This window comes from Mycobacterium sp. AMU20-3851 (assembly GCF_043974665.1).
GTDB lineage: Bacteria > Actinomycetota > Actinomycetes > Mycobacteriales > Mycobacteriaceae > Mycobacterium.
On record NZ_CP146371.1, the window covers coordinates 4352568 to 4367159 of the forward strand.

General features: G+C 65.7%; 10 protein-coding genes and 1 pseudogene. 2 read left to right on the forward strand and 9 right to left on the reverse strand.

Going from position 1 to position 14592, the window contains the following annotated elements:
* Window positions 1-6: 6 nt before the first annotated feature.
* The gene (gene htpG / locus V4U86_RS20820) at window positions 7-1941 is read left to right on the forward strand and encodes a molecular chaperone HtpG (protein ID WP_395307814.1); all 1935 of its coding nucleotides are present in this window, start codon (window positions 7-9) and stop codon (window positions 1939-1941) included.
* A gap of 121 nt (window positions 1942-2062) precedes the next feature.
* On the opposite strand, the gene V4U86_RS20825 is transcribed toward htpG, so the two are convergent.
* From V4U86_RS20825 to V4U86_RS20865, 9 genes and pseudogenes are all read right to left on the reverse strand, one after another.
* On the reverse strand, window positions 2063-3364 hold the full coding sequence (locus V4U86_RS20825; protein ID WP_395307815.1) for an HNH endonuclease signature motif containing protein: 1302 nt from the start codon (window positions 3362-3364) through the stop codon (window positions 2063-2065).
* Window positions 3365-3611: 247 nt separating this feature from the next.
* Window positions 3612-4560 (reverse strand): annotated as a pseudogene (locus V4U86_RS20830) (integrase core domain-containing protein); the annotation flags it as partial.
* Between the two features lie 42 nt (window positions 4561-4602).
* Complete coding sequence (locus V4U86_RS20835) at window positions 4603-5757, reverse strand: CaiB/BaiF CoA transferase family protein (RefSeq protein ID WP_395307816.1); 1155 nt, start codon at window positions 5755-5757, stop codon at window positions 4603-4605.
* On the reverse strand, window positions 5750-6661 hold the full coding sequence (locus V4U86_RS20840) for an SDR family NAD(P)-dependent oxidoreductase (RefSeq protein ID WP_395307817.1): 912 nt from the start codon (window positions 6659-6661) through the stop codon (window positions 5750-5752). The genes V4U86_RS20835 and V4U86_RS20840 overlap by 8 nt, the downstream gene beginning before the upstream one ends.
* A complete protein-coding gene (locus tag V4U86_RS20845) occupies window positions 6658-7488 on the reverse strand; it encodes a TauD/TfdA dioxygenase family protein (protein ID WP_395307818.1) in 831 nt (276 codons plus the stop codon). The genes V4U86_RS20840 and V4U86_RS20845 overlap by 4 nt, the downstream gene beginning before the upstream one ends.
* Window positions 7485-9326 (reverse strand): flavin-containing monooxygenase, encoded by a 1842-nt coding sequence (locus tag V4U86_RS20850; RefSeq protein ID WP_395307819.1) that lies wholly within the window; start codon window positions 9324-9326, stop codon window positions 7485-7487. Before V4U86_RS20850 ends, V4U86_RS20845 begins: the two co-directional genes overlap by 4 nt.
* Window positions 9323-10495 carry an LLM class flavin-dependent oxidoreductase gene (locus V4U86_RS20855; RefSeq protein ID WP_395307820.1) on the reverse strand — a complete coding sequence of 391 codons (1173 nt, stop codon included), beginning with the start codon at window positions 10493-10495 and terminating at the stop codon, window positions 9323-9325. Before V4U86_RS20855 ends, V4U86_RS20850 begins: the two co-directional genes overlap by 4 nt.
* Window positions 10496-10564: 69 nt before the next feature.
* A complete protein-coding gene (locus V4U86_RS20860) occupies window positions 10565-11977 on the reverse strand; it encodes an aromatic ring-hydroxylating oxygenase subunit alpha (RefSeq protein WP_395307821.1) in 1413 nt (470 codons plus the stop codon).
* Complete coding sequence (locus V4U86_RS20865; protein ID WP_395307822.1) at window positions 11977-12822, reverse strand: SDR family NAD(P)-dependent oxidoreductase; 846 nt, start codon at window positions 12820-12822, stop codon at window positions 11977-11979. Before V4U86_RS20865 ends, V4U86_RS20860 begins: the two co-directional genes overlap by 1 nt.
* 180 nt (window positions 12823-13002) lie before the next feature.
* On the opposite strand from V4U86_RS20865, the gene V4U86_RS20870 reads away from it, so the two are divergent.
* On the forward strand, window positions 13003-14592 hold the full coding sequence (locus V4U86_RS20870) for an SMP-30/gluconolactonase/LRE family protein (RefSeq protein ID WP_395307823.1): 1590 nt from the start codon (window positions 13003-13005) through the stop codon (window positions 14590-14592).

Consider the following 14592-nt stretch of genomic DNA (forward strand, 5'->3'; position numbering starts at 1 on the left):
GTCCGCGTGAGCGAGCAGGTAGAACAGCGGGAATTCCAGGCAGAGGCCCGTCAGCTGCTGCAGCTGATGGTGCACTCCATCTACTCGAACAAGGACTCGTTCCTGCGGGAACTGGTCTCCAACGCCTCCGACGCGCTGGACAAGCTGCGCCTGGCGGCCTACCAGGACAAGGACCTGGATGTCGACACGTCGGATCTGCACATCGACATCGAGACCGACGCGGCCGCGCGGACGCTGACCATCCGCGACAACGGCATCGGCATGTCCCGAGACGAGGTCGTCGACCTGATCGGCACGCTGGCCAAGTCCGGCACCGGTGAGCTGCGCCGCAAGCTGAGCGAGGCGAAGCAGACCGATGATGCCGCGGGCGGGCGAAGCGGGGCGGGTGATGTCAACGATCTGATCGGCCAGTTCGGCGTCGGCTTCTACTCGACGTTCATGGTTGCCGACAAGGTCGACCTGCTGACCCGAAGGGCCGGCGAAAGCAACGCCACTCGTTGGGAATCGAGCGGCGACGGCACATACACCATTGCGACCGTAGACGAGGCCCCGCAGGGCACCTCGGTCACTCTGCATCTGAAGCCCGAGGATGCCGACGACGAGTTGCACGACTACACCGCGCCGTGGAAGATCCGGCAGCTGGTCAAGAAGTATTCCGATTTCATCTCCTGGCCGATCCGGATGGAGGTGGAGAAGACGGTTCCGGCCGAGGAGGAAGGTGCCGCCGACACCACCACCGTCGAGACGGAGACGCTCAACTCGCGTACCGCGCTGTGGGCCAAGCCCAAGAGCGAAGTAAGCGATGAGGAGTACAAAGAGTTCTACCGGCATATCGCGCACGCATGGGACGAGCCGCTCGACGTCATCGCGATGAAGGCCGAGGGCACGTTCGAATACCAAGCGCTGCTGTTCATCCCGTCGCAGGCGCCGTTCGATCTGTTCAATCGCGACGGGCACACCGGTGTGCAGCTCTACGTCAAGCGCGTCTTCATCATGGGTGACTGCGATGAACTGGTGCCCGAGTACCTGCGATTCATCAAGGGTGTCGTCGACGCACAGGATCTGTCGCTCAACGTCTCTCGCGAGATCCTGCAGCAGGACCGGCAGATCAAGGTGATCCGGCGCAGTCTCACCAAGAAGGTGCTGTCCGCGATCAAGGACCTGCAGGTGAACCGACCTGACGATTATGCGACGTTCTGGACGCAGTTCGGCCGCGCGTTCAAGGAGGGCCTGCTCTCCGACGCCGACAACCGCGACACGCTGCTGAAGCTGTCATCGTTCGCATCGACGTTCAACGACTCGACCACCCTGACCGACTATGTCGGGCGGATGAAGGACGATCAGGAGCAGATCTTCTACGCCACCGGCGAATCGCGCCAATTACTGGAGAACTCACCGCATCTGGAGGCGTTCAAGGCCAAGGGCTACGAGGTCCTGTTACTCACCGATCCGGTCGACGAGGTGTGGGTCGAGTCGGTGCCGGAGTTCGACGGCAAGCGGCTGCAGTCGGTGGCCAAGGGCGAGGTCGACCTGGGAGCCAAGGACGGTTCCGATTCCGACTCCGACCGTCCGGACTTCGCCGAGTTGCTGGCCTGGCTGCAGGAGACGCTGGACGAGCATGTCAAGGAGGTCAGGCTGTCGACCCGACTGACGTCGTCGCCGGCCTGCCTGATCACCGACAGCTTCGGCATCACCCCGCAGCTGGCACGCATGTACCGCGCGTCCGGTCAGGATGTGCCGGTCGGCAAACGCATCCTGGAGATCAACCCCGATCATGCGCTCGTCGCAGGTCTGCGGGACGCCCTGGCGTCGTCGCAGGACGGGCTCAGCGATACCGCCGAGTTGCTGTACGGCACAGCTCTTCTCGCCGAGGGCGGATCCCTCGACGATCCGGCGCGCTTCGCGGCCATCCTCGCCGACCGGCTGGCCAAGACCTTCTAGCTGCCCCAGCCGTCGTCCTGGCCGCACGTCATCGTGGCGGGTCCGGCGGCGTCATCGGTGCCGGTTCCCGCCGCGGGTACGGGTTCTCTGTGGAGTTGTCAAGGTGCGCGGTGAGATTCGGTTATGCGGCGGTGGGTAGGTCGGTCATGGTGCGTCGGGCGTGGGAACGCAGATGGGCCGGTTCGGGGCCTGCCGGGTCGCGGGGTGGGATGAACCAGGGGTGGCGGTCGGGGCCGAGGTAGACCCGCCAGCCGCCGTGGTGGACGGCGGTGTGGTGGCTGCGGCACAGCAGCACTCCGTTGTCCACACTCGTGGCGCCCCCTTCGCTCCAGGGTCGGATGTGGTGGGCATCGCACCAGGACACCGGCCTTCCGCAGCCGGGGAATGCGCAGCCACGGTCGCGTACGCTAAGTCCCTTACGAATGATCGGCGTGAACAGCCGTTCGGCGCGTCCCACATTCAGCGGCGCACCGGCGCCGTCGACGGTCACCGAGGTCAGGGTGCTGTCGCAGGAGATCAGGTCGGCGGTGGGCGCGCTGACCGGCCCGGTGAAACCGAGGCTGTCGACGCCGGCGGGCCGGATCAGGGTGACGTGCGGCAGCACACCCCCCGACATCGGGCGCTGCGAACTCGACAGATACGTGCGCATGATCTGCCCGAACGCGTCCGCGCGCCGCCGCCCGGGTGGTCGCGGGTCCGGCGATCCGTCCGGTTGTGGCACCGGCCGGCACAACGGGTCCAGCGCGGCGAACAGTTCCTCCCCGGTCAGCGCATCCAGATCCAGAGTCGCCGCGACGCGTCCTTCGTCGGTCTGCACCAGCGTCATCTCGTTGAGGTCAGTGTTCTCGGCGATCGGCACCGCGCCTGCGTCGCCCGGCACCGTCGAGGCACGCTCGATGGCGTTCGTGCGGGCCTTTTCCGCGACCTCAGCTGGGGTGGTCTGAATCATCAGCTTCGTCACGACCTTCGCTCGGTCCTCCTCCGACAGAGGGGTCCGGGCTTGGATGTGGGAGACGCCCCGCCCGACGGCGTCGGCGAATTCGATACCGATCCCGCCCAAGCGTTGTTCCCGGGTGAGCGCGGGCAGGGTGTGCGCCGCCCGGCCCACCCGCACCAAGCGCTGCGCGGCGCCCGGGGCCACGCCCAGGCTGGTGAGCAGGTCGGCCCCCGTACGCAGGTGCCGCCGCGCCGGGATGCCGAGCCGCTCCGCGGCCGAAACTGCCTGGGCGATCACATGATCGAGCAGGTTGCGGGCGGTGACTGCGGCCACCAGCACCGCCAGCAGGGCCGACTCATCGACCACCCGCCGCGGACAGTCCAGCAGATGAAACAGGGTGCGCCCGACATCGTCCTCCGGGACAGCGGTGACGGCGAGATCGTCGATCAACGTATCGACGAAACTGTCGAGATGAGTGGCGTCCATGACGGATACCGACTTTCACAGAAGGTGCCCACAGGCACGATCAGGCAACACGGTTCGCACAGTCCCGCGGGACCATCGAACCTCTCGGCGACCGGAGTCGCGGTCTGAAGCTCACCGTGGAGCACTGGGAGCAACATCGCATTCGAACTTGTGTTCGATGCTACATCCGAAAGCCAAGGCGTGCAAGTGTGATGTATCAGGACATCGGTGACAGTTCTGCATCAGGACATCGGTGACAGTTGATGTATCAGGACATCGGTGACGGTTGTCGGGTTTTGGGGCGTGGGCCGCGTGGTTGTCCGTTGCCGACATACTTCACACCCGGTGCGGGTTTGGTGTGTTCGATAAGGATTTCGCCGTCCAGATCGGCCACGATGATCTTGTCGTCGACGCTGACAACCAGGACTTGCTGGAAGGCGCGTTGTGCGTCGACTCGGTATGTGACTGAGTCCAATCCGATGCTGCCCACCGAGCTCACCGTGCGGATGACTGTGTCCGAGGGTAGATCCACGGGCGACTTCGCTCGGGGGAATTGGTATCGACTCGGGACAGGCCGTGCATAGGTCTGCCGGTCGATTGCGGGGCGGGGTGGATCTGCCTTGGGGGTCGCTTCCCATGCCGTCAGTGGTGTGACGCGCCCAGGTAGACCTTGGTGAGGGCGCTCGGTGTTGTAGATGTGGTCGAACGCATCGACCTGGGCTTGGAGCTCGGCCAGTGTCTCGGCCAGTGGCTGTTTGTCGAGATAGCGGAACAGGGTCTGGTGGAAGCGTTCGTTTTTGCCCTGCGTGGTCGGCTTGTAGGGCTTTCCGGTGATCGCCTCGACCCCGAGTGCACTCACGTGACCGACAAGTTGGCCCACATATCCGCGCCGAGCGGGGCTTCTTCTTCGGCTCCATACGAGCCACGCCGGCCTCCCGGAATATGCGTGCCAGCGCCGCCGTGGACGGAACCTCATCGAGGCCCATCGCGCGCATCTTCTCGTACACGCTGATCGGCCCGTGATCCAGACCGGAAGCCTCCAGCGCGGACCGCACAGCCACGGCCTGTGCTTTGATCTCATCGCTCAGCGTCGAAGGGCTCGACTTCGGTCGGCGTGTCCGGGGTTCGAGCACCGCAGCCGGCCCGTCTTCCTTGGCTCGTTTACGCAACTAGTAGAACGACTTTCGTGATATGCCATGCTCGATACAGAACGTCGAGCATGACATAGGTGAAAAGGCGGGCCGCATGCGCAGAACGGCCTACTGCCGCGGCTCCGCCTTCAGTTCGGCCAGCACCGATTCGGTGTCGGCACCCAGTTCCGGCGCCGGCCCGTGAACCCGGCCGGGAGTGCGGGAGAACCAGGTCGGCACCCCGGGAATCCGGATGGAGCCGTGCACGGTGTCGACGGTCTCGAAAAGCCCGACGGCGTTGAGGTGGTCATTGTCGAACAGCGCGTCGGGGCTGTTGACCGCGGCGGCCGGGATTTCCAGCTCGCGGAACAGTTGCAGCCACTCGTCGGTGGTGCGTTCCTTGAGCGTCTGCGCCACCAGCCCGTACACGGTGTCGATCTGTTTTGCGCGCTGCTCCAGCGTCGCGAACTCCGGGCTGTTCCACACGGGTTGGACGCGTTCGATGAACGCCTGCCAGTGCTTGTCGTTGTAGATCAAGGCCGCGATCTGACCGTCCTTGGTCTCGTACGGCTTTCGGTTGGGCGCCACCGCGCGCGGATACACCGCCGGCCCGAGAGCGGGGTCGAACATGGCGCCGTTGGCGTGCTCCACCAACATGAACGAGGCCATCGTCTCGAACATGCTGACCTCCACCTCTTGCCCCTCGCCGGTGCGCTCCCGGTGGAACAACGCCATCGTGGTGGCGTAGAGGGCGGTCAAGCCCGCCACCTTGTCCGCCATGATGGTGCCGACATAGCTGGCCTCGCCGGTCAATTGTTCCTGTACCGCAGGCAATCCGCACTCGGCCTGGATGGTGTCATCGTAGGCGGGGCGGTCGGCGTCCGGGCCGCGCCTGCCATACCCGTAGCAGTTCGTATAGACGATCGACGGGTTCAGCGCGGCGACGTCGTCATAGCCGAAGCCGAGCTTCGCGATCGCCTTTGCCCGCATCGAGTGGATGAACACGTCGGCCGTCTCGATCAGGGACCGCAGTGCGGCCTTGCCCTCGGCGGTCTGCAGGTCCAGCATCACACCGCGTTTGCCGCGGTTCACGTTGATGAACACCCCGCTGAGCCCGGCCACCGGGCCGACGGAGATGTAGCGGGTGTTGTCACCGGCGGGCGGCTCGACCTTGATGACGTCGGCGCCCATATCGGCCATGATCTGGGTGCAGTACGGGCCCATCACCATCGCGGTGAGGTCGACGACCCGGATGCCCTTGAGCGGACCCTGATGATCACTCATGGGTGGCCACCCCGAACGAATAGCGGATGTGGTCGGTATGCCCGTCTGGCACTGGCGGGAACACCAGCGGTGCGGTGTCATCGCGGATCGTCTCGAGGTTCTCCGCGACATCCTCGATGGACCATGACGGCCGGTACATGCCCGGAGTCTCGGCGATGAAGGCGCGCGCGATCCGGCCGGCGATCGCGATGAACAGCTCACCACTGACCGAACACGTCTCGTGCGACAGAAAGCCGACGGCGGGCGCCACCAGATCGGAGCCCATCGGCGGGTAGGCCGAGGTGTCCAGTCCCGCAGCCATTCTGGTGACCGCGCCCGGAATGATCGCATTGCAGGTGACACCCTCGGCGGCACCTTCGAGGGCGACCACATTGGTGAGCCCGACGATGCCGGCCTTCGCCGCGGCGTAGTTGGCGACGCCGTGGTTGCCGTACAGCCCGCCGATCGACGAGGTCAGCACGATCCTTCCGTACCCGGCCGCGCACATCAGCGGAAAGGCCGGGCGCACCACATGGAATGCGCCGCGCAGGTGTACGTCGAGCACGGCCTCGAAGTCCTGGTAGCTCAACTCCTTGAGGGAGCCTCGACGGACGGTGCCCGCATTGTGGATCAGGATGTCGACCCGCCCGTAGTTCTCGATGGCGGTGTCCACGATGGCCTGGCCACCCTCCACGGTCGCCACCGAGTCGGTGTTGGCGACGGCTTGCCCTCCGGCGGCGGTGATCTCGCGCACCACCTGGTGGGCGGGGGCCTCGTCGGACCCGTCCCCGGTCAGGCTTGCACCGGGATCGTTGACGACGATCTTGGCGCCCCGCGATGCCAGCAGCAGGGCGTATTCGCGGCCCAGGCCTCGGCCGCCGCCGGTGATGACAGCGACCCGGTCGTCGAATCTGAGCTCGCTCAAGCGAACGGCTCCTCACCCTCGAGTTTGGTGCGCTGCAACAACCGTCCCGAGTTCGGGTCATACGGGGTGGCCCGGTGCATGGTGCCGGTGTTGTCCCAGATGACCAGGTCACCGACGGTCCACTTGTGTCGATAGGTGAACTGCGGTTGGGTCGCCCAATCTCGCAGCCGCACCAGCAGTTCGGCGCTCTTGGCGTAGTCGACGTCGTTGACCTGGCGCGCGGTCGCACCCAGCACCAATGACTTGCGGCCCGACTTGTGTGTCCACACAAGCGGGAGTTCCCGATCCCCGATGGCCATCATCTGCTTGAGTGTCTTCGCCGAGGGTTCCGGGTCGTAGTAGAACAGCGTGTTCCAGGCCGAGTGCATCACTCGCAGATCCGCGATCTCGGTCTTCTCCGCGTCGGAGAGGTCGTCGTATGCGGCGTAGGTGTTGCAGAACTCGGTGTCCCCCTCATCTGGGTTGCCGAGTGAGACGCTCTGCAGCAGCGAGGCGAGGATCGGCACCTCGTTCATGGTGCCGTCCAGATGCCAGTACAGCGAGCCCTTCAGGTAGTCGGCCTGCTTGTTGACCTGGGTGTCCAGCGACACCTTGTAGAGCTTCTCGCCCTGGTGCTCCGGGGCGAAGGTGCCGAGGGTTTCGGTGAAGGCGATCTGTTCCTCGTCGGTGAACGCGATCTGCGGGAACACCAGCACTCCCCGCTGCTCCAGCAGTTCCCGGATGCGCCCGGCGTGCTCGCCCGAGAGCAGCGTCGCCTTGTCCGCGCGGATCTCGCTTCCGATGCGCGGCTTGATATCGCGGATCTGGAGCGCAGTGGCGGTCGTCATGTGAGCTCTAATCCGTCGAGGTCGCCCTTGTCCCGCCACTGCTCGATCAACTCGTCGAACGCATAGAATCCGGGCGAGTAGAAGTCGCCGAGGAATGCGCCGTTGCGTTCGGCGCCGCCGCGGCCTTCGTTGTTGTAATAGCCAGGCGTACAGGACAGTTCGAAGGCCGAGTTGTCGATCGAGAGTTCCCGGACGGTGGCGACCCAGCCGTCCTGGCCGTCCTGGCTGGGCTCGACCGTGGTGGCACCCCGGTTCTGGGCTTCGGCGATGATGTAGGCGATGTGGCGGGCCTGCTGTTCGAACATCGCCGTGGTGTTGGCCGACACGCCGCCCTGGATGAAGCCCATGAAGAACTGGTTCGGGAACCCTCGGCTGGTCATGCCGTGCAACGTCTTGTAATCGTCGCGCCAATGGTCGAACAGTGAGAGCCCGTCACGACCGGTGATGGAGTCGATCGCGAATCGGCGGTTGATCTCGGTGGAGATCTCGAAGCCGCTCGCGAAGATCACGCAGTCCACCTCGTACTCGGTGCCGTTGGCGACGATCCCCTTCTCGGTCAGCCGCTCCACGCCCTTGCATGCCGACACATCGACCAGCGTCACATTGGGTCGATTGAACGTGGCCAGATAGTGCTCGCTGGACGTCGGCCGCTTGCACATGAAGCGGTAGTACGGCTTGAGCGCCTCGGCGGTGGCCGGATCTTCGACGATCTCGGCCACGCGGCGACGCAGCCGCTCCATGATCTTGAAGTCTTCCTCTTCACGGAACGCCATGATCTGTTCGATCGTCACCGATGCCGGGTCCGGGCTGCTCGCGATTCGTGCGGTGAGATTGCGGCCGAGTTCGGTCCAGAAGTCGCAGACCAGATCCGGTTCACCGAACACCACACCGACGAACGGCGACCAGTTGTGGAAGTTGCGTTTGCGTTCCTCCTGCCAGCCCGGCTGCAGCGTGGCCGCCCAGTCCGGGTCGGTCAGCGGGTTCGTGCGGGCGTCGACAGAGGACGGTGTGCGCTGGAAAACGAACAGCTCCTTGGCATCCCGGCCGAGGTGGGGTACGAGCTGGATACCGGTCGCGCCGGTGCCGACGAGGGCGACCCGCTTATCCGCCAGCTTGTGCAGTCCGCCGTCCGCGTCGCCGCCGGTGTAGTCGTAATCCCAGCGCGCGGAGTGGAACACATGCCCGGTGAAATCCTTGATGCCGGGGATGCCCGGCAACTTCGGCCGGTTGTAGGAGCCCTGCGCCATAACCACGAACCGGGCCCGGATGTCGTCGCCACGGTCGGTGCTGATCTGCCAGCGCTGCGCCGAGTCATCCCAGCGCATGTCGCGCACCTGGGTGGAGAACAGCGCACCGTCGTACAGGCCGAAGTGCTTGCCGATGTTGCGGCAGTGGCCGAAGATCTCGGCGCCGTCGGCGAACTTCTTGCTCGGCATGAAGTCGAGTTCTTCGAGCAGCGGGACGTAGCAGTAGGCGTCGTTGTCACACTGGATTCCCGGGAATCGGTTCCAGTACCACACGCCGCCGAAGTCGCCGGCCATCTCGATGACGCGGATCCCCTCGACGCCGGCCTTGCGCAGGTAGGCTCCGGCCAGCAGACCGGCGAACCCGCCGCCGAGGATGACCACGTCGGAGTCCTCGGTGATCGGATCTCGTTGCGTCACCGTGGTGTACGGGTCGACCTCGTAGAATTCGGCGAATTCGCCTTCCAGTTCCAGGTACTGGTCCCCGCCCTCGGGTCGCAGGCGTTTGGCACGCTCGGCGGCGTACTTCTCGCGGATCGCGGGAATGTCGATGTCGGTGGGCGTATCGGTGGGCCCACAGGTATCGGTCGTCATGCAGTCACGCTCTCCGGAAGCACAGACGGATGCAGGGGTGCCGGCATCTCGTGCACGGCAGGCAACACCTCGGCGGCGAAGAGGCGGGTGCTGTCCATGGCCTTCTCATACGGCATGGTGCCGAACTGCGGAACGATCGTCACCTCGGAGAACGAGCACGCCTCCTGGGCGGCCTTGAGCTTCTCGAACACCACCTCCGGGGTGCCGATCAGCAGGTTCGACGCGTGATATCCGGGCGGGCCGCCCTTCTTCTGGTCCCCGACCTGGGAGGCCAGCACGGCGGTGGCGGTCGCCTCGCGGGCTGCATAGGCCTCATACCCCTTGACGCCCTTGAAGTTCGAGGCATCGGCGAAGCCGTAGTGCACGTTGACGTCCCGATTGGCGGTCCAGATCCACTCTTCGGTCTCGGCGGCCTCGGAATCGTCGGCCACGCAGTACATGAACATCACGTTCTTGGGCTGACAGGGTTCGAAACCCTCCTCGGCCCGGAACGTGTTGACCTTCTTCACTTCCTCGCCGGCGTCCCAGATCGGCTTGTTGCCGACGAACAGCGGCACCATGCCGCGCCGGGACAGGATCTCCAGCGACTCGGCCGTCGAGGACGAACTGTAGATCCGGGAGAACAGATCCTTGCTGATCGGTTCGGGCCGCAGCGACATCTCCGGGAAGCTGAAGATCTCACCGTCGTAGGAGAACCGCTCCCCGGAGAAGGCCAGTTCCAGGATGTCGAGGGTTTCGTTGAAACGCTGACGGCTCTCCTCCCGCGGCACACCGACGGCGTCGAACTCGGCCTTCGAGACTCCCCGGCCGATGCCGATGGTGTTGTACCGGCCGTTGGAGACGATGTCGAGGTAGGCGATCTGGTGGGCCAAGCGCACCGGATTCCACCAGGGCGCGACCGCGACGAAGGTGCCCAGGCTGACCCGCTCGGTGCGCGCCGCGAAGTAGGTGAGTGCCTGGATCGGGTTGGGGGTCATCCCATATGGGGTGCCCTGGTGTTCGGGGAACCAGATCCCGTCGAAGCCGAGCGGTTCGGCGAGATCGCCGAGCGCCAGCGCGGCCTGCACGCACTTGTAGTCCGGGGTGGCGGGCGGCGTGCTGAAATCGCCGGCCATGACGCGTTCCCAATCCTGCGAGTTCTGCGCACCTGTACCGAGGTTTACCTTCATGGAGTTCTCCTTGCTATGTGATTTGTGGAGTTTTGGCCGCGCTGATACCGACTGAGACTCCACAAATCGCTAGAGGTCGTTGGGTTCGCCGGCGTCCATGTACTTGGACAGCTGGTAGTGCAGGTTGACGGTGCTTCGTTCGCGGTACGGGTTGGGCAGCGTGCCGGGGAAACCGGCCGACTTCATGCCCTGCTGTACGGCGGCCATGTTGGAGAAGTCCTGTGGCAGCACCGACAGCCAGTTGGGCGAGTCCTTGGGTGTGTATGCCCATTCCGTCTCGGGCTCTTCACCTTTCGGGTACAGCTCGAAGACGGCCACCTCGAAGATGCACTTGTTCGGGTCGTAGCTCGGGTCGGGGCGCGCCGAGTAGCACAGGGCGCTGGTCAGGCCCTGGCCCACCTGGAAGTTGGGGAAGATCTGCCACGCGGTCCCGCTCTGGCCCAGGATGTCGGGCGGGATGGTCGGCCAGACCACGCCGCGGGCCTCGTCGTCGCGGCGGGCCGAGGCCAGCCAGTGCGCCAGCACCTGATCGGCCGGGGTGCCCTCGGGCAGTTCGTCGACGAGGCGTCTGGCCGCGTTGACCAGCGTCTGCGTGGTGGTCGCGTTGGTCTCTTCCATGGTGTAGACCTGCATCTCGGCAGTGGAGATCCGCGGGTCGCCGGTGCCGAGCCGGATCTTGGACTTGGTCTCGTCCATCCCCTTCGGCGCGTCGTAGCCAATATTGCTGTGCTTGCCCTGCGCCTTGGCCCATCCCTTGAACTCACCGAACTTGTTGAACTCCGGGTGAGTGGTGAACACGTGGTAGGTCTCGTTGAAGGCCTCCATCGCGACCTTCCAGTTGCAGTCGAAGTAGAGCCATTTGCGCCACTTGTACCGCATGTTCTCCAGCCCGAACGGATCCAGGATCTTGGCGGCCGGGAACAGATAGTCGGCCAGCGGTTCGCAGTGCGGGTCCATGTTGATGAAAAGCCAACCGCCCCAGGTGTCCACCTGCACCGGTGCCAGGTGGGTGTTGGCGGGGCTGAGCTTGCCCTGCCAGTCGTCCTGCTCGCGGATGTGCGTGCACGTACCGTCGAGGCCGTAGGTCCAACCATGGAAGCCGCACACGAAAGACTTGCGCGCCCGGCCGGTCGCATTCTTCGCGCCCTCGGGGTTGTCGATCAGTTTGCGGCCGCGGTGCATGCACACGTTGTGATGCGCGGCAAACTCGTTCTCGCCGGTGCGCACCACGATGATGGAGTCGTCGAGGATGTCGTAGGTCAGGTAGCTGCCGATCTCGGGGATCTCCTCGACCCGGCCGACCTGTTGCCAGACCTTGCGCCACAACCGGTCCCGTTCGTTGCGCGCGTACTCCGGCGAGATGTAGGCGTCCACCGGAATGGTCATCGGGGTCGACAGATCCTCGGCGACCTGACCGGTGGAGTCGTCGGGATCGCCGTCGATCTCGATCGCGGCGTCGAGGTCGGATTCGGTATGGGTCACTAGATCCTCCTGATCGCTTCACGAAAAGTGTCGTCTTTGAGGAACAACGACGTGTTGTCCGCGCCGAGGTGCGTCCATTTCAGGTTCAGCCCGCCGTCGACCAGCAGCGTCTGCCCGGTGACATAGGCCGACAGGTCCGACAGCAGGAACAGGATCGCGCCGGCCTGTTCCTCGGGGGTCCCACGCCGGCCCATGGCGATGGCGCGCTGGTCGCGTTCCGGGTCGGCGTCGACGTAGGTGGCCGAGGCCGCGGTCTCGGTCACCCCGGGGGCCACGGCATTGACCCGGATCCCGTCGGCGGCGAGTTCCACGGCCAGGGTGCGGGTGGCGGCGACGATCGCAGCCTTGGCGGTGCCGTACGCGACGTGATACGGCGCGCTGTTCATGCCGCTGATCGAGGACACCGACACGATCGATCCCGGATTGCCGGCGGCACGGATCTCACCGGCGACCGCCTGGCTCATGAAGAACATCGTCTCCAGATTGGCGGTGAACAGTTCCCGCCAGTCCGCGCGCGACACCCGGGTGGCCGGCATCCAGGTCGACGGCGCCGCGCCGCCGGCGATGTTCACCAGTCCGTAGAGCGTGCCCTCGGCGTTGCGGGCCGCCTCCAGCACGGTCGCGATGCCCTCATCGGTGGACGCGTCGGCGGCCACCGGGATCACCGGCAGTCCCCCCTCGGCGAGCGGTGCGACATGCGCATCCAGGTTGTCCCGGGAGCGACTCACCGCGACGACGGTGGCGCCGGCTTCGGCCGCCAACCGGGTCACGGTGGTGCCGATGCCCCCACCCCCCGCCCCGGAGACCACGACGGTGCGGCCGGTGAGCGTCAACAGATCGGTCATGACTCGCTTTCCTGGGCCGCTGTCGTCGAGCCCTTCCGCAGGGGCCAATTGTCCGTACAACATATGCGGCTCTGCTCAATGGAGAACACTATTCCGCAGCGATTATGGGCCGTCAAGGGTCGACTTGGCTCCAAGCGAACCTATTGTCTGGACTAGTCCGCACTTGATAGCGTCCAGCCCATGAGCGCCCTGCAGAACGGCCGGTACCCCGTCGCCTCGTCACCGGAAGTTGCCGACGGCTGGGTCCTCACCCGCCTCACCGCCCCGAGCCGACTGTTCGGTGCCAACGGTCTGCGCACCGGGCCGGACGGCCGCCTCTACATCGCGCAGGTGACCGGCAGCCAGATCAGCGCGCTCGATGTGGACAGCGGCGACATCGAGACGATCAGCGCCAAGGGCGGCGACATCATCGCCCCCGACGATCTGGCCTTCGGCACCGACGGCAGCCTGTTCGCCACCGAGGTGATGGACGGGCGGGTCAGCGTGCGGGACGGCGCCGGGGTGACCCGGGTCCTGCGGGAGGACATGCCCTCGGCCAACGGCATCACCGTTCATCAGGGCCGGCTGTTCGTCAACGAATGCCGGGAGGGCGGGCGGCTCTTCGAAATGGATCTCGCCGGCGGCGAGCCCCGGTTGATCCTGGCGGACCTGCCCTCCCCCAACGCCATGGAGGTCGGGCCCGACGGGTTGTTGTACTTCCCGGTGATGAACGCAAACCAGATCTGGCGGGTGCACCCCGACGGCGGCGAACCCGAGGTGGTCGCCGGGGACCTCGGTGTGCCGGATTCGGTCAAGTTCGACACCGACGGGACCATCGTGTCCACCCAGGTCGCCAGCGGACAGGTACTGCACATCGATCCACGCACCGGCACCCAGACCGTATTGGCCACGCTGACACCGGGATTGGACAACTGTGCGTTCGTCGACGGGCGGCTGTTCGTGTCGAACTTCACCGGCGCCATCACCGAGATCACCGGTGCGGGCGAGGCCCGGGCGTTGTTGCCCGGCGGGTTGAACTGGCCGCTGGACGTCGCCGTCGGCGCCGACGGTGCCCTCTACGTCGCCGACGGCACCTACCTCTACCGCGTCAGTGCCGGGGAACTGCAGACCGTGGGCATGTTGTTCAGTCCCGGCTACCCGGGCTTCGTCCGCGGCCTCACCCCGGTCGGTTCCGGTGAGTTCGTGGTCACCACCTCCGGTGGACAGGTCGCCCGCTACCGGCCGGCCGACAACGAAACCGTTTATCTGGCAGACGGTCTGGACCAGCTCTACGGGGTGACCCTGCTGCCCGACGGCACCCCGGCCGTCGTCGAGCAGGGCACCGGCCGGGTGCTGGTGGTCACCGCCGGCGGCACCGAAGTGCTGGCCGAAGGACTGGACACCCCGGTCGGGGTCGCCACCGACGCCGACGGCACCGTCCTGGTGTCGGTACGCCGCGCCGTACTGCGGATAACCTCCGCCGGCACCGACACCGTCGTCGACGGACTGCACACCCCGCACGGCATCCTGGTGCGCGACGGCGTGCTCTATATCGTCGACGCCGGGGACAAGGCGGTCATCGCCGTCGATCTGGGTACCGGTGCGCGCCGGACGGTCGCGGCGGGGCTTCCGGTCGGCGCTCCTCCCGGGGTCACCCCGAAGCCGTTGCGCGGCATGCCGCCGTTCTCCGGTCCGCAGGGTCCGTTCGCCGGGATCGCTGCGGGACCTGATGACACCCTTTATCTTTCGGCCGACGGTGAAGGCAGCGTGTACGCGCTGGCCCGGACATAG